Genomic DNA, 24,631 nt, shown 5'->3' on the forward strand with positions numbered 1-24,631 from the left:
CCCGCCCGCCGTCCGCACCGTTTCAACGATTCCGTTCAACGGCGGGCGGGGACAAGCCCCGCCCCTACATCGACCTCCGGAGCTTAACCCCTAACCGCTTCCAGTTCTGTTAATGCCTGTTCCAGTGTCAGCGTCTGCTCCTGGCCGGTAGCCATTGTTTTTAGCTTGAACTGGCCAGCGGCGCGTTCCTCGGGGCCCTGCAGCAGTACGTATGGAATGCCTTTGCCATCGGCATACTTGAACTGCCGGCCCAGCTTGCCCGATTCGGGGTACAGCTCGGCGGCAATGCCCGCTGCCCGCAGGCGGGCCAGTACGGGCAGTACCGCTATTTCGCTTTCGGCATCGAAATTGGCCAGCAGGCAGCGCGAGGTGCTGTTTACGGCCTCCGGGAACAGGTTTAGCTCCTCTAGGCAGTCGTAAAGGCGGTCGACGCCGAACGAGAAGCCCACGCCCGACACGCCCGGCAGCCCGAAGGCGCCGGTGAGGTTGTCGTAGCGGCCGCCACCGCTCACGCTGCCCATGTTCACGTTGTTGATCTTGATTTCGAAGATGCAGCCCGTGTAGTAGCTCAGGCCCCGGGCCAGTGTTACGTCGAACTCCAGGTTGTCCCACTTTTCAAAGCCGAAACCACGCAGGTAGTCGAGCACCTGGCGCAGGTCCTGCAGGCCTTTGTAGCCGTCGGCGCCGGGGGTATCGGGCTCCACGCCGGCCGTTACGAAGGCAGCCAGCAGCCGCTCCAGTTTCTCCTCGAACGAGCCTTCCACGTTCAGTAGGTCGAATAGCTTTTCAATGGCCTCAGCCGAAAAGCCGCGCTCGGCCAGCTCCTTTTCTACGCCCTCGCGCCCAATTTTGTCGAGCTTATCAATGGCCGTGAACAGGTCGACTTCGGTACCCTCGCCACCCAGGGCCTGATAGAAGGAACCCAGTACCCGGCGGTGGTTTATTTTGATGGTGTGGTCGTTGAGGCCCAGCGTGGTGAGGGCCTCGCTCATCATGAGCACGATTTCGGCTTCGCATAGCAGCGAATCGGTGCCCACCACATCGGCGTCGCACTGGTAAAACTCGCGGTAGCGGCCGCGCTGGGGCCGGTCGGCGCGCCACACCGGCTGAATCTGGTAGCGCTTAAACGGAAACACCAGCGTGCCCCGGTTCATCACTACGTAGCGGGCGAAGGGTACCGTGAGGTCGTAGCGTAGACCCTTTTCGGCAATTTTGGGCAGTACTGCCCGCGGGCCGGCCAGCAGGTCGTCGGGAGTTACTTGCTCCTTGATAACCTCGCCCTTCTGCTTTTTGAGGAAGTTGCCCGAGTTGAGCACCTTGAACAGCAGCTGGTCGCCCTCGTCGCCGTATTTGCCGGTGAGTACGCTTAGGTTTTCCAGGGTTGGGGTTTCGAGCGGGGCGTAGCCGAACTTCTCGAACACGCGGCGGATTACGCCGAAAATATAGTTGCGGCGGGCCACTACGGCCGGGCCAAAGTCGCGGGTGCCTTGCGGGATGCTTGGTTTCTGAACGCTGCTCATCGGGGGCGAAGAAATCGGAATGCGGTGGTACGGCCGCAAAATTCGTGCTTTCCGCCGGACTTTCCCCGATTCTTCCGCGCCGGCCCCAAATCAGCTCTTGCGGAAGGACTCAAATTCGATTTCCTGCATGGCATCGAGCACCGAGGCAACCAGTAGCGGCTGCGAGTCGGGGTCGAGAGACTGGAAGCGGTGGCGGCTGGCCTGGGGAGTATGGCACAGAATGAGTTGGCGCGACTGAGCCCGCAGCACGAAGGAATAGGCCAATAGCAGATCGATTGCGTCGTTGCTAAGCCTGTCCAGCAGGCTCAGGTCTACCACTACAGCTGGCTTGTTGGCGCGGCTGGCACGGTGCAGGGCGCGGGCCAGCACCACGTTATCGGTGGTGCTGGTAGCTGCATAAGAAGGGATAAGCAGGTAGGCCTGGGGTAATTCTTCGCGCTGTACATCCAACATCTTCCGGTCCTCACTATAAATGGTATAACTCCGCTTGTAAGCGAGTATTTGCAGGTGCAAGTTACGGCTTCATCAAGGACAAAATATGATTTTAGAAAGATAATTTAATTTAGTCGATAAAATATTGGCATTCAGCGAGTCTTTTGGTCTGTTCGCCGAGCGTGCCATAATACTGGCGCGGCCAGCGGCGACTTGAGCGGGGCGCGCAGCCCGGCCTTGCGCAGGCCGCGCGTGGTCCAGTCGTTGCAGGTGCGCAGAGCGTGGTAGCGGCCCCGGGCGCGGAAGAAAAAGTCGGCGCTACCGTAACCGCCCGGCTGGCGCAACGGCCGGCGGCCCACCGAGTCGGGAGCGGCCAGCGCGGCCTGCACATGCGCCACCAGCCGCCCGTACTGCGCGGCTGACACCCGAAGCGGTACTACCCGCATGCCCGAATCGGGCGCGGTGCGATAGAAGCTGGCGTGCACCAGGGTTTTGGAGGGCAACAAGGCCCGTAGCACGGCGCCCGGTCCGGGCGTGCGCCCGCCCATCGAACCCAGAAAAAAGCCCTCGTTGCCCCAGCCAAAGCCCACGTAGGGGTAGCGCCCGAACCGGGCCGTGAGGGCCGGCTGGTTCAGCTCGGCCAGCCAGTTGTGGCCGGTTTGCGGGTCGCGCACGGGCAGTACCAGATCGGTGTGCGTGCCATTCGACACCACAAACACCGGTACGCCGCCCGGCGTGGACCGGAACTGCCGGTTTACTGGCACTGCGGCTCCGGTCATCAGCAGAAGAATAAACGCCACGAAAGCCGCCATTGCTTTTGGTGAGATAGTGAAGCTGTTTAGGAAGTGCCAGGAATCAGTTAGGACGTCATGCTGAGCGCAGTCGAAGCATCTCTACCGCTTCGTTGTGGTCGTTTAACGAAGCGGTAGAGATGCTTCGACTGCGCTCAGCATGACGTTCTTTTGACTTTCTAAACAGCTTCAGTAAACAAGGATCAGTGAAGAACGTCATTCAGCGCGAAGCGCAGAATCCAGCGTGCCGACATTGAACAATTATTGTCCGGCAATCCTACGCGAGATTCTGCGCTTCGCGCTGAATGAGGTTCTCCACTGGTCCTAGGACACTATCTCGCCGCTAGCCCCCAAACCCGCCACCGCCACTTGGTGCGGCTTCGATGCGGCCGGCTTTGGCTTTGCTGGCGCCTACGTACCAGGTGAAGCCCAGCCAGGCAACCCGGGTTTCGGGCTTGGTGTAGAGCGTGGACTGCAGCTCGGGCGAATTGATTTCGGCCCGGCGTACCTGGGTGTTCAGCAGGTCGGATACGCGGAACGTGAGGGCGGCGCGGTTCTGCCACAGGCGCTGGCGCAGGGCAATATCGAGGCCACCGGTAGCCAGCTGCCGGCCTTGGGCCGTGAGGGTGGCCGAGCGGTAAGAGCCGGTCAGCTGCACATCGAGGGCGGGAGTGGGGCTGAAGTTTTGGTTGAGGCGGGCCGTGCCGGTGAGGGCCCGGCGCGAGGCGGCGTCGGGGGCGTTGGTGTTCAGATGGGCCATAAACAGCGAACCATTGGCCTGCACCCGCCACCAGGCCGTAATCGGCTGGCTCCAGGTTAGCTCCAGGCCGGCGTTGGTGGTAGTGCCCAAGTTGCGGTAGGTTTCTACCAGCACCAAGCCGGCGGCGGGGTTGCGGTTGGTGGCCACCGTGTCCACGTCGCGCAGCCGCTGGATGGCATCAGAGGTGAAGCGCCCGAACAGCGTCGTCGTGATTTCGGCCCCGCCGGGCAAACTCAGCTGGTGGCCCAGCTCCAGGTTGTGGCTGAATTCGGCCCGCAGCCCGGGGTTGCCGAGGCGGTAGAAGCGCGGGTCCAGGTAAAGCGGCACGGCCAGCTGCTGCATAAAGCCGGGCCGGTTGAGGCGGCGGGCGTAGCTGAACGTCAGCTGCTGGGGCTGCTCGGCCGTTTTGGCCGTGTCGCGCTGGCCGAAGTGGCGGCTGAGGCTGGCCGTCGGGAACAGGCCCAGGTAATCAAGATCGAACTTGCCCTGGCCGCCCGCTACGGCCCCGGTTACGCTGGTGTACTCGGTACGCAGGCCGGCCTGGGCGTTCCAGTGCTTGCCCCAGCCGCGCTGATAGGTAGCATAAGCGGCGGGTACCGTCTGGCGGAAATTATAGGCCAGCGAGCGGGCCGGGTCGCGCACGTAGCCACCGGGCACATCGGGCTGCTGGCTGAACAAATCGGCCGTACCGTTGCTGCGCTGCTGCTCTATTTTGAGGCCGGTTTCCAGCTTGCCCTTATTGCCGGGCAGTGGCAGCGTGTAGTCGGCCTGGGCGAAGTAGATGTTGGCATCCACATCCATCTGCTGCCGCCAGCTGGTGAGGGCGCCGCTTTCCAGGGTTTGGGTTACCGGAACATCGGCTCGGATAAGCACGGCCCCGCCCACGGCCGTCAGCTCGCGGCCGGGGTGTTTTTCCCAGCCGCGGCGGTAGCTGGCCACGTTTTCAAATACTTTCACATCCACATCGAGCTGCTGTACGCCCCGCTGGGTGGTGGTGGGCTCGCCGGGTCGGGCAGTGCTCAGCAGCTGCTCGGACCGGTTGGATTCCTGCTGCCAATTTGGGTTGAAACTCAGGCTCAGGCTCTGCTCCTTCTTCAGGTCGAGATTAAGGCCCAGGTTGAGGCTGTGCGAGAAATTGCGCTCGGTGCCGGTGCCGTCCTGGCGGGTCGAAATCAGGCCGCTGGACTGGCGGTTGCGGGTTTGTTCGCGGTAGGTTTCGTCCTGGCGGTCGTAGCTCAGGCTCAGGTTGGCGGGCCCCTGCTTGCGGTTCAGGCTCAGGCTGGCGTTGTACTTGTCGCCGGTGCCGCCGAGCAGGCTGACCGTGCCGTTCACGCCGTTCTTGGTCTGCTTTTTCAGGATGATGTTGATGACGCCGGTTCCCTGGGCATCGTACTTGGCCGAGGGGTTGGTCATCACCTCGATGCGGGCAATGCGGGAGGCCGGAATCTGGTCGAGGCGGAGGCCGGGGCCGCCGTTGGAGCCGCCGCTGGGCTTGCCATCAATAAGGATAGTCAGGTTGGACGAGCCGCGCAAACTCACGCTGCCGCCGGCATCCACGGCCACCGAGGGCACGTTGCGCAGCACATCGGTGGCCATGCCGCCCACGCTGGCCAGGTCTTTCTCTACGTTGATAACGCGCTTGCCCGGCTCATTTTCCACCACGGCCCGCTCGCCCGTCACGGTCACGCCCTTCAGCTGCGTCGTAATCGAGGCCAGCCGCAGGGTGCCCAGCGCCAGCTCCGGCGCGGCGGCCGTCAGCGTAATGCGTCGCCGCAGGCTCTGGTAGCCCACCGCCGACGATTTGAGCAGGTAGGAACCCATGCCCAGCTGGTCGAGCCGGAACGAGCCGTTTTCCAGGGTTTCGGCCCCGGCTACAAAGCTCGAATCCTGGGCCCGCAGCAGCACCACGCTGGCAAAGGGCAGGGGCTGGCCGGTGCCCTGCTCCAGCAAGGTGCCGGTTACGCGGCCCGTGGAGGCCGTTGGGGCCGGACCCTGGGCGGTGGCAGTCAGCGAAAACAGACCGAAGGTGAGGCCCAGAAAGGGCGCAGCGAGGAACCCCAGGCCCCGTGGGGACTGGCTGGAAGTGGTAAAGGAAGTCATGGAAAAGGAAGGTTGAGCCGGAAATAAAAGGCAAGCAGGGGCCGTTTCCGGTGGCCGCGGTTCCGCCGGATGGGCCTGGTGGCCAGTATTTCAGACGTGAGAAACAGGGGCACAAACCGCCGAAAAAGGCGGGTGCCGGGAAGCCGAAACACGCGGGGCGACGGCAGGGAAGTCAGGCTTCCGACCGCCACCCACCACCCGGCCCGATTGGCGCGAAGGCGGTGTTCGGTGGGGGCCGCGCCGGGCTCCGCTGAAGGAGCAGCCGCGCGGCCAGGAGGTTATCTAATCAACGAACCAAAGGTAAGCAAAGGTACTATGCAACGCAAGGTACTGTTGAAAATAAATTCGTTTTTCCCTATAAAGCCGCGGTTTCAACTGTCTGGCCACATTCAGCCACTGCGCAGCACACCAACAATGGGGTAGATGGCACCGAAGCGGGTACCGTTGCCTGGGCCGCAGAGTTTTTTGAGGGTGCTCAGACACAGCCCGCCGGCTGATGACTAACCGAATGGAGGGAAGCGGTACCCAAGTCTATCAGCACGACGTAGGGGCGGGGCTTGCCCCCGCCCGCCGTTCAACGATTCGGGTTGCGCCGTTCAACGGCGGGCGGGGACAAGCCCCGCCCCTACGTCGTGCTGATAGACTTGGGTTGGTTGGGAGCTACGGGCGAAAGTGCGAGCTGCCGCGCAACCGAACAAGCTGTCCGGAAACGGACAGCTTTACCAGGCCTAGATTATCAGATATCGAGTATAATAAGTTGATATTCATGTTGTTAAATAAATGGCACGGCCGTTGGCTACACTTGGTAGAACACTTCTTCTAGCTGTACGAAAATGGACAGAGTTATTTCAACGGCCACCCAGAACCGCCGTCACCGCCGCCGTTGGCTGTTGGGTGTGGGGCTGCTGCTAGCCCTGGGTGCGGCCCTACTGGCTTTCCGAACGGTGCTACGGCCTGGTTTGGAGCGCAACGCCCTGCTGCTGGCCCGCTGTGAGCGCGGCAACGTGGAAGCCTCGCTCACAGCGGCCGGCGTAGTAATTCCGGCCCATGAGGCCGTGCTCACCAGCCCCATTGTCAGCACCATCCGGCAGGTGCTGGTGGCCGTGGGTAGCCGGGTGGAGGCAGGCCAGCCCATCGTGGAGCTCGACCGGGAACTGACCGCCTCGGCCCTGGCCAGGCTCGAAGACGGCCAGCAGCAGAACCGTAACCGCGGCAGCCAGCTGCAGCTGGCCCTCGAAAAAGCCCTCTACGACCTGCAGTCCCAGCAGCGGGTGCAGAGTGTAAAAATCAATAGCCTGCAGTCGGCCCTGCGCGACGAGCAGTATTTGCTGAAAGTAGGAGGCGGCACGGCCGAAAGCGTGCGCCAAGCCGAGCTGAATCTGCGCGTGGCCCAGCTGGAGCAGCAGCGCCTGACCCAGCAGCTGGCCAACCAGCGGGCCGCCAACGCTGCCGACCGCCGCGAACTGGGTTTCACGGTGCAGATGCAGGAGCGCAGCATTGCTGAGCTGGCCGGCAAGTTGGCCCAGGCCAACATCAGCAGCCGGCAGCCGGGGGTACTCACGTGGGTAAACGACGCGCTGGGCACCACCGTGCAGGCCGGCGACGCACTGGCCCGCGTGGCCGACCTGACCCGGTTCCGGGTGCGGGCCACCATTTCTGATACCTACGCCGACGCCCTGCGCCCCGGCGACCCGGTGGTGGTGCGCATCAACGACCAGGATTTGCGCGGTACCATCAGCACCGTGAGCCCCGCCGTGGACAAGGGCACCGTCACGTTCTACGCCACGCTGGCCCAGGACCATCACCCGGCCCTGCGCCCCAACCTGCGCACCGACGTGTTCGTGGTGACGAAGGCCCACCACAACATCGTGCGGGTGCGCAATGGGCCCTTTTACCAGGGTGGCAAAGAGCAGCCGGTGTTTGTGGTGAGCAACGGCCGCGCCCTGCGCCGCACCGTGCAGTTCGGCGACTCCAACTTCGACTACGTGCAAATAACCGGCGGCCTGCGCCCCGGCGAGGAAATCATCGTCTCCGATATGAAAGACCACCTCGACACCCCCGAACTCACCATCCAATGAGATACATTATAGCTATTAGCTGTCAGCTGCTAGCTGTTAGCCTTTTCGGTCTGGAAGCCAACGCCCTGAGAGTTTTGGCTGTTAGCTGTTGGCTATTAGCTGTTAGCTTGTCTGGCTTGGAAGCCAATGCCCAGCAGGCTGCTACTGTCAGTCAAGTTATGAGCACGAAAGCTATAAGCTATCAGCTAAAAGCTGACAGCTTAACTCTAAACGAGGTTATCAATCAGGCACTGAGCCAGTCGGCGGTGGCGCGCGGGGCGAGTACCAGCCGCGACCAGAGCTACTGGCAGTGGCGGGGTTACCGGGCCAACTACCGGCCCCAACTGGGCCTGCAGGGCACATTGCCAGGCTACAGCCGGGCCGTTACGCCCGTGGTGCAGCCCGACGGCACCACCGATTTTCGGGCCGTGCGGCTCAACAACTCCAACCTGGCCCTCACGCTCAGCCAGAACATCGGCCTGACGGGCGGGCAGGTGTTCGTGGCCTCCGAGGTGCAGCGGTTCGATGATTTCAATGGTAGCATCCGGCGCTACAACAACCAGCCGGTGGCCATTGGCCTGCTGCAACCGGTGGGGCGCTTTAATGAGCTGCGCTGGGCGCGGCGGCTGGAGCCGCTGCGCTATCAGGAAAGCGGCCGGCAATTTGTGGAGGAGCGCGAAACCATTGCTCAGCGCGTAACTGAGCTGTATTTTGATGTGCTGGGTCAGCAGGTAAGCGCCCAGGTAGCCGGCCAGAACGTGCAGGCCAACGCCGAGCTGCTGCGCCTGGGCCGGGAGCGGTACGGCCTCGGTCGCCTTTCCCAAAGCGACCTGTTGCGGCTCGAACTCAACCTGCTCACGGCCCAACAGGCCGAAGCCCAGGCCCGCCTTGATGCCCGGAACGCGGCCGTGGAGCTGCAGCGCTACACCGGCCTGGCCGCCGAAAGTCTGCGCCTGCAGGTACCCGCCACGCCGCGGCTGGGTGCGGTGCCGCCCGAGCTAGCGCTCAGCCAGGCCCAGCAGAACCGGGCAATGGTGCTCAGCTTCCGGCGGCGGCTGCTCGAAGCGGAGCGCGAAGTGGCCCGGGCCCGCGGCACCACCGGTTTTCAGGCTACGCTGGCGGCCAACCTAGGCTACATCAACCAGGCGCCTAACCTCTGGGACACCTATGCGGCGCTGCAGCAACAGCAGCAGGTGAGCCTGAGCTTCGCGGTGCCGCTCGTAGACTGGGGCCGGCGGCAGGCGGTGGTGAAAACGGCCGAGCTGGCCCGCCGGCAGGCCCAGACCGAGGTGCAGCAGGAGCAGGCCACATTCGCGCAGGAAGTGCAGGTGCAGGCCGCCCAGCTCGGCACGCTGGCCACCCAACTGGCACTGGCGGCCCGCGTCGATACGCTGGCCCGCCGCCGCTACGCCATTGCCCAGGCCACCTACCAGGTCGGCCGCATCAGCCTCACCGACCTCACCATTGCCACCGCCGAGAAGGACCAGGCCCGCCGCGCCTACATCGAGACGCTGCGGGCCGCCTGGGTGGCCCACTACCGGCTGCGGGCCCTTACGCTCTATGATTTCGAGCGGGGCGAGGCGCTGGCGACGGAGTAGCTGATATTGCGCATGATAGCAGGAAATGCAACCGAACAACCCGTCCGAAATCGGACACAATTTCCAAGAGTGTTAATTCTGTTATTACGCGTAAGTATTTGAAAATCAATTTTATAAAAATTTGGCCCATAGCTTGGCTATCCTCCTGTAACTACCTGCTTCTCCTGTTCGAAACCGGACAGCTCACCTTTTCAACTTCCGTCTTATGACCAACCTGTTCGCCTCGGCCACCGATTCGCCGCAGCCCGCCGCAGCCCCGGTAGCCGGCCCCGGCCGCGCCGTGCTTCAGCTCACCGGCATCGAGAAAGTGTACCAGACCCGCACCATCGAAACGGTGGCCCTCAACCACGTCAACCTCACCATTCATCAGGGCGAATTTGTGTCGGTGATGGGGCCTTCGGGCTGCGGCAAATCCACGCTGCTCAGCATTATGGGCCTGCTCGACGAGCCCACCAGCGGCACGCTCGAACTCGATGGCCGGCCCGTGCAGAGCTACTCCGACAAGGAGCTGGCCCGGCTGCGCAACCACAAAATCGGTTTCGTATTCCAGAGCTACCACCTGATAAACGACCTCTCGGTGCTTGATAACGTGGAGCTGCCGCTGCTATACCGGGCCGGGGTGGGCGGCAAGGAGCGCCGCCAGCGGGCCTACGCGGCCCTCGAAAAAGTGGGCCTCGGGGCGCGTACCGGCCACTTCCCGAGCCAACTTTCGGGCGGGCAGCGCCAGCGCGTAGCTATTGCCCGTGCCCTGGCCGGCGAGCCCGAAATCATACTGGCCGATGAGCCTACCGGCAACCTCGACTCGGTGATGGGCGAGGAAATCATGGACCTGCTGCTGACCCTCAACCGCGAGCAGGGCACCACCATTGTGATGGTGACCCACGACGAGCAGCAGGCTCTTAAAACCCAGCGCCTCATCCGCTTCTTCGACGGTAGCCAGGTGAGTTGAAAGGGAATTAAAAATCAACAATGAGAAATTAAAAATTTACACTGCTGCATCTATCAGTAAGGTGATTTTTGATTTTGATTATCAGTTTTTAATTAAAAATAATGTTTTTGTCTTACCTGAAAATAGCCTGGAAGGTACTGCTGCGGCGTAAGTTTTTTACGCTTACCAGTTTGGTGGGCATCAGCTTCACGCTGATGATTCTGCTGGTGGGCGTGGCGCTCTACGATCGGGCGGCGGGTGCCTATGCGCCCGAGCAGTACCCCGACCGGTTGCTGTTTGGCAGCTACATGCAGCTGAAAATGCCCGGCAACGGCGAGATGAAAGTGCGGCCCAGCTATTGGCTGATAAACCAGCACCTGCGGAAGCTGGGGCCGGGCGTGCAGGTGGGCATCAGCGCCGAAGTGCAGGCGGTGGCCGCCTACGTGGGCGGGCGCAAGCTGGCGCTGGCCCTCAAACCTACCGATGGCGGTTTCTGGCAGGTGCTGCAGTTTCGCTTTCTGGCCGGCCGGCCCTATTCCGAGCGGCAGGCCCGCAGCGGCGAGGCGGTAGCCGTTATCAGCGCCCGCACGGCCCGGCAGTATTTTGGGGCCGGCCAGCCGGCAGTGGGGCAGGTGCTGGAAGCCAACGAGAAGCGCTACCGGGTGGTGGGCGTGGTGGCCGATGTGCCCACCATGCGTTTTCATGCCTACGCCGACCTCTGGACACCCTACGAACCAAGCGCGCTGGAACGCCAGCCGGAGGTGCCTTTTGGGGAAAGCGAACTGTTGCTGCTGGCTCCATCGACGGCAGCCGTACCCGATATGCGGGCCGCGCTACGCCGGGCCGTGGCCGCCATTCCGATGGATGGCGACAGCCGAATTGCCTTCTTGCCCAGCACGCTGGGCGAGTCGGTGGCCGACCGGCTGCTGGCGCGCTACAACTGGACGAGCAAACCCGTGCAGCTGTTCCGGGTGCTAAGCGGCGGGGCGGTGGCGCTGCTGCTGTTGCTGCCGGCCCTCAACCTGATTAGCATGAACGTGAGCCGGATGCGGGAGCGGGCCTCCGAAATTGGCATCCGCAAGGCCTTTGGTGCCACGGCTGGTACGCTGGCCGGGCAATTCGTGGTCGAAACCTTGGTCCTGACGCTGCTCGGCGGTCTGCTGGGGTTGGTGCTGGCCGCGGCGCTGCTACGGGGGCTGAGTAACGGCTACCTGGCGGCCTACGGTCATTTCCAACCGAGCCTGGTAGTTTTTGGCTGGGCGCTGGCGGCCACGCTGGTTTTTGGCCTGCTGTCGGGGGCTTACCCGGCCTGGCGCATGGCGCGGCTTTCGGCCGTGGAGGCCCTTAAACACGCCCGCGCATGATTCGGCATCTTCTCAAGCTTATCTGGCGCCGCAAAGCCGCTAATGGCCTGCTCGCACTGGAGCTGCTGCTCACGTTTCTGGTGCTCTTCGGTTTGGGCTGCCTGGTGGCCGTGGTGGGCCTGGCCCTGCGCCAGCCGCCCGGCTTCTCCTACGAGCAGGTCTGGACGCTGCGTCTGGCTACCAACAACGATACACTGCCCCAAGAGCCTACGCTGCTGCGCCTGCAGCGGCAGCTTGGGCAGCAACCGGGGGTGGAGGTAGTTAGCCTGGCTATGTACAGCACTCCGTTCAGCGAATACATTATGAACAGCACCGCTACCGTCGCCGGCCAGCCGCCACTGATAGTAGCGGAGGTAGAAACCGACGACCAGTTTGCGGCGCTGCTGGAAATGCCGCTGCTGGAAGGTCGCTGGTTCGACCGTCGCGATGAAGCGGCTGGCCTGCCGCCTATCATCATCAACCGCGAGATGCGGGAAGCATTTTTCGGTAATCGGCCGGCGCTGGGCCAGCGCATCAGGCTGCAGCATGCCCTAAACGAGAACGAGAAGGCGGAAGGCCGCGTGGTGGGCGTGGTAGGCTCGTACCGCCCGGGCGGCGAACTGGGCCCGCCCCAGCCGGTGGTTTTTCGGCGCCGGGTGCCGCCGGCCGATGGTACGCGCATGTTTGCCTACACACTGCTGGTGAAGGTGAAGCCTGGTACCGGCGCCGCCCTGGAGCAGCAGCTGGTGCGCATCGTAACGGCCATTACCAAAACCTGGACGGTGAGTGCCACGCCGCTTTCCGACAGCCGCGCTCTGGCTCTGCAAACCAGCTTGGCTCCGCTGCTGGCCGTGGGCATAATCAGTGCCTTTTTGCTGCTGAATGTGGCGCTAGGCCTGTTCGGGATGCTGTGGCAGGCCATCAGCCAGCGCCGCGACGAAATAGGATTGCGCCGGGCCCTGGGCGCTACCGCCACCGATATCGGCCGGCAGTTCGTGGTCGAAACACTGGTGCTTACGACGCTGGCGCTGCTGCCGGGGCTATTTATTGCGGCCCAGTTTCCGCTGCTGGGCGTGCTGGGTGTGAGCACCCACGTGTACCTGCTGGGGATGCTACTGGCGCTGGTAGTGCTGTACGTTTTCACACTGCTCTGTACGCTGCAACCCAGCTGGCTAGCCGCCCGCATTCAGCCCGCCGTGGCTCTGCGCGAGGAATAAGAAGTTAATCAAAAACCAATAATTTGTATTAATCAGCATTTTAATAAAATATGAAATAGATAAGTTGTCTTTTGTGATACGTTTTTTAAATTTTCACTTCTCAATTTTTTAATTAAAACTGATATGTTCCTTTCCTACCTGAAAATAGCTTGGAAGGTGTTGCTGCGGCGCAAGTTCTTCACCTTCATCAGTTTGTTCGGCATCTCGTTTACGCTGATGATTTTGCTGGTGGTGTACGCCATGGCCGATGGCACTGCAGGACCGGGTATGCCCGAGCGGCGCACCGACCGGCTACTGTTCATCACGCGAATGGTGCTGGAATACCGCGACGGAGGAACCAGCAACTCGGCACTGGGCTACGCTTTTCTGGACAAGTACGCACGGACCCTGAAAACCCCGGCCAAGGTGTCAATTAGCGAGCAAACCACTACCACGTTGCCCGCCTACGTGGGCAACCAGACCCTCAAACTCGACCTCAAGCGCACCGACGACGTGTTCTGGCAGGTGCTGGACTTCGACTTTCTGGAGGGGCGGCCCTTTAACAGGCAGGAGCAGCGCGACGCGGCGCTGGTGGCGGTTATCAACGAAAATACGGCCCGCCGCTACTTTGGAACCGCGCAGGGTGTAGTGGGTCGGGTGCTGGAACTGGATGCCGTGCGCTACCGGGTGGTGGGCGTGGTGCGCGACGTGCCGCTGTCGCGCATTCAGACCTACGCCGAGGTGTGGACTCCGCTGAGCACTACGACGGCCAACCTGCGCGACCCCGATTATCTGGGCGGCTACATGGCCATTCTGCTGGCCCGCTCACCGGCCGATATAGACGCGGTGAAAGCCGAGTACCAGCAGGTGATTGACCGGGTGCCGCTGCCCGACCCCAAGGAGTTCAAAAAGGTGGCTTCGCGGGCGCATACGATGTTTGCTTCACTGATGGCCCAGGGCAGCGGCGATACGTCGCCCGACGGGGCCAGTGGGGTGTTTGCGCGCATTGCGGCGGCGTTGGCCCTGTTGTTTATGCTGCTGCCAGCCCTCAACCTGGTGAACGTGAACGTGAGCCGGACCCTGGAACGTGCCTCCGAGATTGGGGTGCGCAAGGCCTTCGGGGCCACCACCGGGGCGCTGATGCGGCAGTTCCTGCTCGAAAACATCTTCCTGACGCTGCTGGGGGGCCTGCTGGGGCTGGCGCTGGCGGCGGGGGCGCTGGCCTTTATCAACAGCACCCACCTGATTCCTTACGCCCAGTTCGCGCTCAACGGCCGGGTATTTCTGGTGGCGCTAGGGCTGGCGTTGGTTTTTGGAATGCTGTCGGGGGTGTACCCGGCTTACAAAATGTCGAAACTACAGGCCGCCCAGGTCTTGAAAGGAGAAACCGCCTTATGATACGCCACCTGATTACTCTGATGTGGAACCGCCGCCGGGCCAATGGCCTGCTGCTGGCCGAAATATTCCTGGCCTTTGTGGTGCTGTTTATCGTGGGCAGCGTGGGCCTGTACAACTACCGCAACTACCGGGCACCGCTGGGCTTCGGCTACGAAAACGTGTGGCAAATCAACCTGGATGCCGGCACCCAGCCCCGCCCCGAGCAGTACGCCACACTGCAAACCATTCTGCGCCAGCTGCGGGCCACGCCGGGCGTCGTGGGCGTGGCGCGAACTTCTTCCAACACGCCGTTCAGTTTCAGCACTAACAACATCTACCTGGAAACCGAACAGAACGGCGTGAAGCGAACCGTGGAGCCGGTGAACATTTACTATGCCAGCCCGGAGCTGAGCGGAGTGATGGGCCTGGAGCTGCGGGCGGGCCGCTGGTTCGACCGCCGCGACGAGGCCGCGACCCGCCCGTCGGTTGTCATCAACGAGCAGCTGCGCGACGAGCTGTTCGGCCCTGGCGGATTGGCTGTGGGCAAGCGCATCGGCAACAAAGACCGCGAGTGGCAGGTGGTGGGCGTGAGCGGCTCCTACCGGGCCGGCGGCGAGCTGAGCGAGCCCCAGCCGGGCATGTTCGTGCACGTTAGCTCCGAGGATACGAGCCGCGCCGCCAGCCGGCTGCTATTGGCGGTGAAGCCCGGCAGCGGCGCGGAGCTGGAAAAGAAGCTCAGCGCCGACATCCGGAGTGCCGGTCCCACCTGGATCAGCAACATCACAACGCTGCCCGACCAGCGACAGACGCAGCTGAAAGCTGGCTTGGTACTGCCCGTGTTGCTGGGCGTGGTGTGCCTGTTTCTGCTTATCAATGTAGGGTTGGGGCTATTTGGAGTGCTGTGGCTGAACATCAGTCGGCGGCGGGGCGAGATTGGCGTGCGCCGGGCCATGGGTGCTACGGCCGGCGGCATCAGCGGGCAGGTGCTGGGCGAAATCCTGGTCATCACTACCTTCGGGCTGGCGCTGGGGCTGCTGGTGGCGGTGCAGTTTCCGCTGCTGGGCGTGCAGAATGTGCGGCCCGATATTTACTTCACGGCCATGCTGCTGGCGGCCGGGACCCTGTATCTGCTGGCCACGGTATGCGCCCTGTACCCGAGCCGGCTGGCGGCCGGTATTCAGCCCGCCGTGGCGCTGCGCGAAGAATAAGCTGAACTTCCAACGCGGCGGCCGGCTCTGAAAACGCTGATAGCATGCGCTGTTTGCCGGGAGCAGGCCACGCTGTTTAGTCGCTCCATGCCATCCACCACAAAGTATCTGATGCCTCAACATTACCTTCTTCGCCTTTCACTGATCCTGCTCGCGCTGCGTCTGCCGCTGGTAGGTGTGGCGCAACGTTCTATGGCTACGAAGGTTCAGGCTATGGTAGTCGGCTCCGACCACCTCCAGCAGCTCTACAACAGGCAGCCCGCGTCCGATGTGTTCAGCCCCAAAAAGCAGGCGGAGCTGGCCAGAGTGCGTGCGCAGTTGGCCAAGTTTCGGCCCGACGTTATTCTGGTAGAAGCCGAACCCAAAGAGCAGCCCCAGATAGATAGCCTGTACGCACTGTATCAGAAGGGGACTCTGCGACTGGAAGACCTGCCGACCGGGCGTAGTGAGCGGTACCAGATAGGTTTCGCGCTGGCCCGGCAGCTCGGGTTGCCCAGCCCCAAAGGGGTAGACTATTACGCCGCCACATCGCAGAGCCTGCTGAGCAGCGGCACCAACATCGACGCCTTTACGCAGGAGCTCCGGCGGGTACAGACCGTTGCCCGGCCACTGAGGGCTTTGGTGCAGAAGGACAGCCTTTCGCTGAACGACTACCTGGCGCTGGTCAATCAGCCTGCCATTGTTGGCCTGCTGCACCGCATGCAGTTCAATACTCCGGCCCTGGTGATGGACGGTAGTTTCGTGGCGGGCGGCACCAACACGGTTGATTTAGGTAAGGTAGACACCGAATATATCGGGGCTCATTTTATCACCTTGTTCTACAACCGCAACCTCAAAATCTATTCGAACATCCTGCGGGCGCAGCAGCAAACCCAGGCCAAGCGCGTGCTGGCACTGTTTGGAGTGGCCCACGTGGGGGTGCTGGAAGAACTCCTGGCTGTTAATCCGGCCTATGAGGTGATGCACGCCGCGAAGTATCTGAAAACCAACAAAACGAAACTCCTGCGGCTGGATGAGAAAGGGCGCAGGTAGGCAGCTTCCGCCCGACCTCCTTTTACCTCCGGCCAGGCCTCCGCGAACCGCTGCGAGAAAACAATCGAAAGCCCAACAGGCAACCAAACTCCGGCGCTACGCATCTGCCGCTACATCATCCACTTCACCTCCTTTTCCTATGAAAAACCTAACGACTCTCGCCCTGCTCTGGCTGCTGGCCCTGGTGCCCGCCCTGGCCCAATCGGCCGCCGAAACCCGCGCGCTGGCACCCTTCACCGCCATCGAAGTCAGCAACGGCATCGAGCTGAACCTGACCACCGGCACCCAGCGCGTGGAGGCCCGCGCCGAAACGGCCGCGTTGCTGGCCCGCCTCAAAACCGAAGTCCGCAACGGCGTACTCATCGTTTCCTTCGAGCGCGAGAAGGAGGAACAGGTCGGCCGCAAAAACCAGGTTCGCAACCTGCGGGTAGAGGTGGCATCTCCCGTCATCAGCAAGCTCGGGGGCAGCAGCGGTGCCCAGCTGACCGTGCCCGGCCCTTACGCCACCGATAAGATGGCCGTCGACCTCTCGTCGGGCGCGGTGCTGGTGGCCGATTTCCGGGCCGCTACGCTCGACCTCGACCTGAGCAGCGGGGCTGTGGCCACGCTCACCGGGAAAGCGAAACAGCTGAAAGTGGACGTTTCGAGCGGAGCCGTGTTCAAGGGCCGCACCCTGGAAGCGGCCGGCTGCGAGGCCAGCGCCAGCAGCGGCGGTATTATTGCCGTGAACGTGCAGGACAACCTGATGGCCAACGCCAGCAGCGGCGGCGGCGTCAGCTACAGCGGCTCGGCTAAAGTAAACAAGCGCACCAGCAGCGGCGGCAGCGTACGAAACCGGTAGGTCGCTGGAAAGAACGATGTCATGCTGAGCGAAGCGCAGCGAAGTCGAAGCATCTCTACCGCAATGCTAACCAAACGTCTGGATTACTTTGGCGGTAGAGATACTTCGACTCTGCTACGCTTCGCTCAGCATGACATCGTTCTTCAAAATCGTCATCCTCTTACCCCAAACATGATTCTACTTGTCGACGACGATGTGGCCGTCCGCACCTCGCTGGGCTTGCTGCTGAAGCAGGCCGGCTACCAAACCCAGGCCGTGCCCGGGGCCGCCGAGGCGCTGGCCGCCGCCGAAGCCATGCCGCCCCGGCTGGTGCTGCTGGATATGAACTTCGCGCTCGAAACCAGCGGGGCCGATGGGCTGCGGCTACTGGCCGAATTCAAGCAAAAGTGGCCCGCGCTGCCCGTGATACTGCTGACGGGCTGGGGCAGCATTGCGCTGGCCGTGGAGGGCATGAAGGCCGGGGCCGCCGAGTTTCTGACCAAGCCCTGGAACAACGAGCACCTGCTGAGCACCATTGCCACCGTGCTGGCGCTGCACGCACCCGAGCCGCTGGCTGGCCCCGCCCTCACCCGCCGCCAGCTCGATGCCCGCTACGATTTTGAGCAGATTGTGGGCCAGGATGCGGGCCTGCTCGATGTGCTGCGCCAGGTGGGCCAGGTGGCGGCCACCGATGCGGCCGTGCTCATCGAGGGCGAATCGGGCACGGGCAAGGAGCTGATTGCCGAGGCCCTGCACCGCAACAGCCCGCGCCGCCGCCAGCCCTTCGTGAAGGTGAACCTGGGTGGCATTTCGGCCTCCCTGTTTGAGAGTGAGCTGTTCGGCCACCGCCGCGGGGCGTTTACGGATGCTAAAACCGACCGGGTGGGGCGCTTCGAGCTGGCCCAGGGCGGCACCATTTTTCTGGATGAAATCGGGGAGCTGGATCTTTCCTCGCAGGTAAAGTTGCTGCGCGTACTCCAGGACCGCACCTACGAGGTGCTCGGCGACAGCAAGCCCCGCCGCCTCGACATTCGGGTGGTATGCGCCACCAACCGCCGGCTGGCCGAGGAGGTGCGGGCCGGCCGTTTCCGCGAAGACCTGTTCTACCGCATCAACCTGATAACCGTGCGCCTGCCCGCCCTGCGCGAGCGGCCCCAGGACATCGGCCTGCTGGTGCGCCATTTCGTGGAGCAGCTGCGCGCCACTTACCAGCGCCCGGCGCTGCAGGTGGGCACCCGGGCGTTGCACTGGCTGCAGGAGCAGCCGCTGCCGGGCAACATCCGCGAGCTGAAAAATGTGGTGGAGCGCGCCGTGCTGGTGAGTGGCCACGACGAGCTGGCTCCCGAGGATTTCCGAGCCCAGACGTTCACGCCATCCACTTCATCTGCAGCGGCCAACGAGCTGCCCGCCCCCGGCACCATGACCCTGGAGGAGCTGGAGGAGCAGATGATTAGGCAGAGCATAGCGCACTACGAGGGCAACATCAGTCGCGTGGCCCGGGCGCTGGGCCTGAGCCGCGGGGCACTTTACCGGCGTTTGGAGAAATATAGTATTCCTTTCGATGCGTAGTGCTTCCTTGCCGGAATGCACCCCAACTCTCATTGCTTCTTAGCCCCATGAAGTATCTGCAGTTTCTCTGGTGCCTGCTCGTGGCCGGGCCTGTCCGGGCGCAGGCCCCCACCGTTGGCCCGGCTGTTTCCGGCTCCGGTCCGGCCGTCAGCGTCGAAGTCAGCCAGGTACATAGCCTGGTGCGGTTCGTGGAGACGCTGGCGGGGGGCAGTGGTGGCCATGCGGGCTCCCGGCGGGCTTTCGAGAAAAGCCGATTCAATACGCCCACGGCCCGCCGCTGGCTGCGCCGCTACCAACGCCTCGACTACGAGCCCGGCTTCGACCGGGAGGGCTACCCGACGGGCCGGCTGGGCAGCGTGGGCTCCACCATGCCGGCCTACCTGGCCGCCAGCGCCGATGCCCAGGACTTGGCCGATTTGCAGCGCCGCACCGTGGGCCTGCTACCCAACGAAGTGCTGGTGAGCCTCGACAGCGTGTACCGCTACTTTACGCCCGCCTTCGATACGCTGGCTTGGCAGCCCCACGCCGCCGAGCTACGGCAGCTTCGCACTGTTTATGCGCAGTACTTAGGCCAGCAGCAGTTGATGCGCAAGTTTGGCCAGCTCCGCACTTTCTATGGTAGCGTGTGGCCCGATGCCTTGCCCTACCGCATTCAACTCAATCCTCAGTTAGATGCTGGCAAGGACTTCACCAACCACGCCTGGGTGAGCGGTAATGTGGTGCTGCTCGACTGCCACCCGACTTCGCGCGACTTTGTGGGGGGCTCGGCTGTCGTGTTTCATGAGATGAGCCACTCGCTCTCGGCGCAACAGCAGCGGGGCTTGCAGCAGCAGCTGGAACGCTGGTATTTGGGCAGTACATCGCCCAACCGCCGCTACGCCTATAACCTGATGGAGGAAGCGCTGGCCACGGTAGCCGGCGAGTGGATTTATGCCCAGCAAACCGGCCAGCCCGAAACAGGCGAGTGGTACCACGACGACTATATCAACCGCTACGCCCACGCCCTTTACCCATTGATGACGGGCTACGTGGAGCGCGGCCAGCCCATCGACAGCCTCTTCGTAAGTCAGGCCATCAGCACGTTCGACCAGGTTTTTCCGCGGGCAGCCACCGAATACGTCAACCTGTTTCGTAACGTGCTTTACTGGACCAATGCCGCGGATTACAGCGCCGCCGTTTTAGCATTTCGCGACCAGTTCAGGAGCAATTACACCCGCACCCTGACCCCCATTCTGGCCTCGTCTAAAGGAATAGAAATGGCCCAAAGCGGCGAATTTCTGCCCGTCGTTATCGTAACGCGCGAAAATAAGGCCACGCTCAAGTACCTGCGCCAACAGCTGCCGGCCCTGCAGGCAGTACGCCTGCGGCCGGAGCAGAATTTCGTGCTGAGTATCATGGGTCCGGATGGCCCGGTTATTCTCGTGAACACGCACGAAGAGAAGCAGTTGAGCGCCGCGGCCGAACTACTGAAGCAGCAGGGGCACCTGGATGCGAAACGGCCGCTGTTGCTGCTGAAATAACTGCCGGTTAGCTTCCGCTTCTGCCCATGTCTCTACGCCTTAAGTTCATCCTCTTCGTCGTTCTGATTCACACGGTACTGATTGTGCTGGCGGCCCAGCTCATGCGCACCAATGCGCCACTGTTTGTGGGGCTGGAGGGGCTGCTGCTCGTCAGCGTAGTGCTCACGGTGCAGCTGTATCGGGGCTTTGTACGGCCATTCGAGCTGATTGCAGCCGGTACCGCGGCCATGCAGGCCCAGGATTTCTCGCTCAAATTCGTGCCCGTGGGCCAGCGCGAGATGGACCAACTCATAACCGTGTACAACCAGATGCTGGACGCGTTGCGCCGCGAGCGGGTGAGCCAGCACGAGAAAAGCCACCTGCTCGAAAGCCTGATTGAAGCCTCGCCGGCGGGGGTGCTGCTGCTTTCATTTGAGGGCGAGGTGGTGGGTGTGAACCCGGCCGCCGAGCGGCTGCTGGGCCGGCCCGCCGCCGAGTTGCTGGGCCAACACCCGGCTGCCCTGCCTGGCGAGTGGGGCGCGGCGCTGGGACGCCTGCGCGAAACCGAGCCCCAAGTGGTGCGCCTCTCGGGCCTGCACACCTACCGCGCCAGCTGCTCGCACTTCCTGGATAGGGGTTTCTCGCGGCAGTTTATCGTGCTCGAAGAGCTGACCCGCGAGTTGATGCAGCAGGAAAAGCAGGCCTACGAGCAGCTTATCCGCATGATGTCGCACGAGGTCAATAACTCCATCGGCGCTATCAACTCGCTGCTGCACAGCTTCCATCACTACGCGCCCCAGCTCACGGCCGCCGACCAGCCCGACTTCCGCGAGGCCCTCGATGTCGCCATTCAGCGTAACACCAACCTGGTCGAGTTCACGGCCGGTTTCGCCCACCTTGTGCGGCTGCCGCCCCCGCGGCCCCAGCCCACCGATGTGCACGAGCTGCTGCGCCATCTGGCCCGGCTGCTGCACCTGCCCGCCCAGGCCCGTCACATCAGCTGGCACACGGCCCTGGCCGAGGGGCCGCTGCTTATCAACCTCGATGCCCATCAGCTGGAGCAGGTGCTACTCAACATCGGCAAGAACGCCCTCGAAGCCTGCCCCCAAAACGGCAACGTGTGGGTGAGCACCCAACTGCAGCCACCTCGGCTCGTCATCGAAAACGACGGCCCCGGCCTGAGCCCCGAGGTGCAGCGCCGATTGTTCACGCCCTTCTTCAGCACCAAGCGCGACGGCCAGGGCATCGGCCTGCTGCTCACCCGCGACATCCTGCTTCAGCACAACTTCCGCTTCAGCCTGGAAACTCAGGCAAACGGCCGCACGGCGTTTACGGTGTGGTTTTGAGAAGATGGGCGAGTGGGGGAGGATGGGGTGAAGAGGCGGAAAGAGGAACGTCATTCAGAGCGGAGCGAAGAATCTTGCTTGCTGACTTTGAGCGGCGGTTGCAACGTACGCACGCGAGATTCTTCGCTCCGCTCTGAATGACGTTCACCCCATCACCTTATTCCCTTACCGCCTTGTTATCTTTACAACATGAAAGTTATTGACACGAACGATGAGGGCCTGCGCACCCTGATTCACGATTACCCGCGGGTGCTGGCCAAGTTTACGGCCGACAACTGCGCCGTCTGCGACCTGCTGGCTCCGTCGTTTATCAGGTTTGCTCATGAAGAGGAGTACCAGAACACCTTGTTTTTGCGCCTCGACGCGAGTGAAAACCCGGTGGCCCGAAAACTTATGGATACCCGCGTAGCTCCGTTTTTTGTGGCGTATTGCCGCGGTAAGCTCTCCGAGTGCGACACGCTTTTCACCGAGGAGCAGATGAAGGCCATGCTGCAAGACCTGCAAACCTGCGCCGATACCCAATAGGGACGAAGCGCGCCCTTGCTGCTTAATGTTTTTCCTTCTCTCCAAGCTTCTAGACTTCCTGCTTTCGCCGGCCCTCTGGATAACGGGGCTGCTGCTGGCTGGTTTGCTGTGGCGCCGGCGCCGGTTGCTGTGGGCCGCCACGGTGCTGCTGCTGTTTTTCACCAATTCGTTTCTGGCCAACGAGGCGCTGCTGGCCTGGGAGCGGCCGCCCGTAACGCTCCAACAGCTTGGCACCGGCTATGACGCTGGTATCCTGCTCACGGGCATCACCGATGTGCAAAAGTCGCCCCACGACCGAGTGTACCTGGGCGCGGGTGCCGACCGGCTGCTGCATACGCTCTGGCTCTACCGGGCCGGCCGCATCCGCCGCATCATCATCTCGGGCGGTTCGGGCGCGGCCTTCGATTCGGTAGCTCGTACCGAGGCCGCCGACCTCCAGATTCTGCTGCGCCTGGCCGGCGTACCGCGGCAGGCTATTCTGCTGGAAACCCGCAGCCGCAACACCCGCGAAAATGCCCTGTTCACGAAGGAGCTTTTGGCGCAGCATCCCGAAATAAAGCGCACGGTGCTTATTACCTCGGCCTTCCACATGCGCCGGGCGGCTGGCTGCTTTGCCAAAGTCGGCCTGCAACCTGCACCTTTCCCGGCCGCCTACTACTCCGTCGACCGGCGCTACACGCCCGCCTCGCTGCTGCTGCCCTCCGAAGAGCCCCTGCGCCTATGGGGCGTGCTGCTGCACGAAATGGCCGGCTACGTGGTATATAAAGTGCTGGGCTACTCTTGAGTGAACAGGGGAGTGAGTAAACGGGGCAATTAGCGAACATACAACACAGAACGTGTCATGCTGAGCGGAGCCGAAGCATCTCTACTGCAATGCTAACCCAACGTCAGGATTATTATTGCAGTGGAGATGCTTCGGCTCCGCTCAGCATGACAGTTTATGAGGCGTACGTTACTTTATCTACTCCACTTTCTTATCATTTGCCTCTTCTTCCTAAGCAATCCAAATGGTCTTCTGGTTGACGAATTCGCGGATGCCCAAGTGCGATAATTCACGGCCGTAGCCCGATTTCTTGATGCCGCCGAAAGGTACTTCGGGCGCCGACTTTACGAGGCTGTTCACGAACACAGCTCCGGCCTGCACCTGGCGGGCCAGCTGCTCGCCGCGCTTCACGTCGCGGGTCCAAACGGAGCCGCCCAGGCCGAAGCGCGAGTCGTTGGCCAGCCGGATGGCGTCGTCGGCGTCCTGTGCTTCGAGCACCAGGGCCACGGGGCCGAAGAATTCTTCGGTGTAGGCGCGCTGGCCGGGCTGCACGTTGCTCAGGATTACGGGCGCGAACTGGGCGCTACCGGGCTCAGGCTGCCCGCCCTCCAACTCTGTTTTTGCGCCCTGCTTCACCGAGTCCTCTACCTGTTCGGTTAGCTCGTCGGCCAGGTCGGGGCGGGCCAGGGGGCCGTAGTCGGTGCCTTCGGCCAGCGGGTCGCCGTAGCGCAGGGCCTGTAGGTGCTCTTTTAGCTGCGCGATGAACTCCTTGATAACCGGCTTTTCGATGATGAAGCGCTTGGCGGCAATGCAGCTCTGGCCGGAGTTTATCATGCGGGCCTGGGCAGCGGTTTTGGCGGCCAGCGGCAGGTCTGCATCAGCCAGCACTATAAAGGCATCGGAGCCGCCCAGCTCCAGCACAGTTTTCTTGATGTGGTGGCCCGCGGTGGCGGCCACGGCCGCGCCGGCCGGCTCCGAGCCGGTCAGCGTCACGGCTACCACGCGGTCATCAGCAATCAGCTTTTCCACCAAATCGGAGCCGATGAGCAGCGTGCGGAAGGTGGCGGGGGGGAAGCCCGCGTCGTGGAAGATTTTTTCGAGGGCCAGCGCGCACTGCGGCACGTTGGAAGCGTGTTTGAGCAGGCCCACGTTGCCAGCCATCAGGGCCGGAGCAGCAAAGCGCACCACCTGCCAGAACGGGAAGTTCCAGGGCATCACGGCCAGCACTGCGCCCAGCGGCTCGTAGGCAATAAAGCTGCGCTGCGCCTCCGTTTCGATAAACTCATCGGCCAGAAATTCGGCGGCCCGGTCGGCGTAGAAGTCGCAGCACAGGGCGCACTTGTTGGCTTCGGCGCGGCCGTCGGCCAGAGGCTTGCCCATTTCCACGGCCATGAGGCGGGCCAGTTCGTCGGACCGCTCGCGCAACAGCTCTGCGGCGCGGCGCATCAGCTTGCTCCGGTGGTCGAAGTCGGTGGTGCGCCAGGTGGCAAATGCCGTGTGCGCTTCAGCCAGGATACGCTCGGTTTCGGCCCAGCTGAAGGCGTCGAAGGTCCGCTCGGTGCGGCCGGTGTAGGGATTTACAGATTCTATAGGCATGAAAGCAGAACAGTAGGAGGGGGTTAGAAAAGGCTGAATGCCGCAAAACGCACCAGTTGGCAGGCTATATATTAGGCTGTGTAAGCCATTGGTTTTAATGATGTTATTGCTATATATTGCTTGCGGGGCAAGGGCGGCAACGGCGCAGGTGGCCCGAGGAATTCGTTGGCG

19 protein-coding genes are annotated in these 24,631 nt (G+C 62.6%); 14 read left to right on the forward strand and 5 right to left on the reverse strand.

What is annotated here, in order from left to right; all coding sequences use genetic code 11:
- Positions 1–83: 83 nt before the first annotated feature.
- From hisS to HW554_RS16475, 4 genes are all read right to left on the reverse strand, one after another.
- Complete coding sequence (gene hisS, locus HW554_RS16460; protein ID WP_176909675.1) at positions 84–1,520, reverse strand: histidine--tRNA ligase; 1,437 nt, start codon at positions 1,518–1,520, stop codon at positions 84–86.
- A 90-nt stretch (positions 1,521–1,610) separates the two neighbouring features.
- Entirely contained in the window at positions 1,611–1,973 is a 363-nt protein-coding gene (locus HW554_RS16465; RefSeq protein ID WP_176909676.1) for a hypothetical protein, read from the reverse strand.
- 131 nt (positions 1,974–2,104) lie between these two features.
- On the reverse strand, positions 2,105–2,731 hold the full coding sequence (locus HW554_RS16470; protein WP_176909677.1) for a DUF2459 domain-containing protein: 627 nt from the start codon (positions 2,729–2,731) through the stop codon (positions 2,105–2,107).
- Positions 2,732–3,086: 355 nt separating this feature from the next.
- Complete coding sequence (locus tag HW554_RS16475; RefSeq protein WP_176909678.1) at positions 3,087–5,603, reverse strand: outer membrane beta-barrel protein; 2,517 nt, start codon at positions 5,601–5,603, stop codon at positions 3,087–3,089.
- 833 nt (positions 5,604–6,436) lie between these two features.
- Here HW554_RS16475 and HW554_RS16480 point away from each other — a divergent pair.
- The 14 genes from HW554_RS16480 (at position 6,437) to HW554_RS16545 (ending at position 22,885) form a co-directional block, all read left to right on the forward strand.
- On the forward strand, positions 6,437–7,681 hold the full coding sequence (locus HW554_RS16480) for an efflux RND transporter periplasmic adaptor subunit (RefSeq protein ID WP_176909679.1): 1,245 nt from the start codon (positions 6,437–6,439) through the stop codon (positions 7,679–7,681).
- Between the two features lie 158 nt (positions 7,682–7,839).
- Positions 7,840–9,258 (forward strand): TolC family protein, encoded by a 1,419-nt coding sequence (locus HW554_RS16485; RefSeq protein WP_176909680.1) that lies wholly within the window; start codon positions 7,840–7,842, stop codon positions 9,256–9,258.
- 280 nt (positions 9,259–9,538) lie between these two features.
- Complete coding sequence (locus tag HW554_RS16490; protein ID WP_176899866.1) at positions 9,539–10,207, forward strand: ABC transporter ATP-binding protein; 669 nt, start codon at positions 9,539–9,541, stop codon at positions 10,205–10,207.
- A 101-nt stretch (positions 10,208–10,308) separates the two neighbouring features.
- Positions 10,309–11,550 (forward strand): ABC transporter permease, encoded by a 1,242-nt coding sequence (locus tag HW554_RS16495; protein WP_176909681.1) that lies wholly within the window; start codon positions 10,309–10,311, stop codon positions 11,548–11,550.
- Complete coding sequence (locus tag HW554_RS16500; protein ID WP_176909682.1) at positions 11,547–12,746, forward strand: FtsX-like permease family protein; 1,200 nt, start codon at positions 11,547–11,549, stop codon at positions 12,744–12,746. Before HW554_RS16495 ends, HW554_RS16500 begins: the two co-directional genes overlap by 4 nt.
- 123 nt (positions 12,747–12,869) lie before the next feature.
- The gene (locus HW554_RS16505) at positions 12,870–14,123 is read left to right on the forward strand and encodes an ABC transporter permease (RefSeq protein WP_176909683.1); all 1,254 of its coding nucleotides are present in this window, start codon (positions 12,870–12,872) and stop codon (positions 14,121–14,123) included.
- Positions 14,120–15,310, forward strand: a complete 1,191-nt coding sequence (locus tag HW554_RS16510) for an ABC transporter permease (RefSeq protein ID WP_176909684.1) — start codon at positions 14,120–14,122, stop codon at positions 15,308–15,310. Before HW554_RS16505 ends, HW554_RS16510 begins: the two co-directional genes overlap by 4 nt.
- 192 nt (positions 15,311–15,502) lie before the next feature.
- Positions 15,503–16,342, forward strand: coding sequence for a DUF5694 domain-containing protein (locus HW554_RS16515; RefSeq protein WP_246285370.1), 840 nt, complete (start codon positions 15,503–15,505; stop codon positions 16,340–16,342).
- A gap of 139 nt (positions 16,343–16,481) precedes the next feature.
- Positions 16,482–17,183, forward strand: a complete 702-nt coding sequence (locus HW554_RS16520; protein WP_176909685.1) for a GIN domain-containing protein — start codon at positions 16,482–16,484, stop codon at positions 17,181–17,183.
- Positions 17,184–17,354: 171 nt separating this feature from the next.
- Entirely contained in the window at positions 17,355–18,731 is a 1,377-nt protein-coding gene (locus tag HW554_RS16525) for a sigma-54-dependent transcriptional regulator (protein ID WP_176909686.1), read from the forward strand.
- A 47-nt stretch (positions 18,732–18,778) separates the two neighbouring features.
- On the forward strand, positions 18,779–20,251 hold the full coding sequence (locus HW554_RS16530; RefSeq protein WP_176909687.1) for a hypothetical protein: 1,473 nt from the start codon (positions 18,779–18,781) through the stop codon (positions 20,249–20,251).
- A gap of 26 nt (positions 20,252–20,277) precedes the next feature.
- Entirely contained in the window at positions 20,278–21,576 is a 1,299-nt protein-coding gene (locus tag HW554_RS16535) for a sensor histidine kinase (RefSeq protein ID WP_176909688.1), read from the forward strand.
- Positions 21,577–21,765: 189 nt separating this feature from the next.
- On the forward strand, positions 21,766–22,101 hold the full coding sequence (locus HW554_RS16540) for a thioredoxin family protein (protein ID WP_176909689.1): 336 nt from the start codon (positions 21,766–21,768) through the stop codon (positions 22,099–22,101).
- Between the two features lie 25 nt (positions 22,102–22,126).
- Positions 22,127–22,885, forward strand: a complete 759-nt coding sequence (locus HW554_RS16545; protein ID WP_176909690.1) for a YdcF family protein — start codon at positions 22,127–22,129, stop codon at positions 22,883–22,885.
- Positions 22,886–23,095: 210 nt separating this feature from the next.
- On the opposite strand, the gene HW554_RS16550 is transcribed toward HW554_RS16545, so the two are convergent.
- Positions 23,096–24,460 carry an NAD-dependent succinate-semialdehyde dehydrogenase gene (locus HW554_RS16550; RefSeq protein ID WP_176909691.1) on the reverse strand — a complete coding sequence of 455 codons (1,365 nt, stop codon included), beginning with the start codon at positions 24,458–24,460 and terminating at the stop codon, positions 23,096–23,098.
- Positions 24,461–24,631 lie beyond the last annotated feature (171 nt).

The organism is Hymenobacter lapidiphilus, assembly GCF_013377885.1.
GTDB classification, from domain to species: Bacteria; Bacteroidota; Bacteroidia; order Cytophagales; family Hymenobacteraceae; genus Hymenobacter; species Hymenobacter lapidiphilus.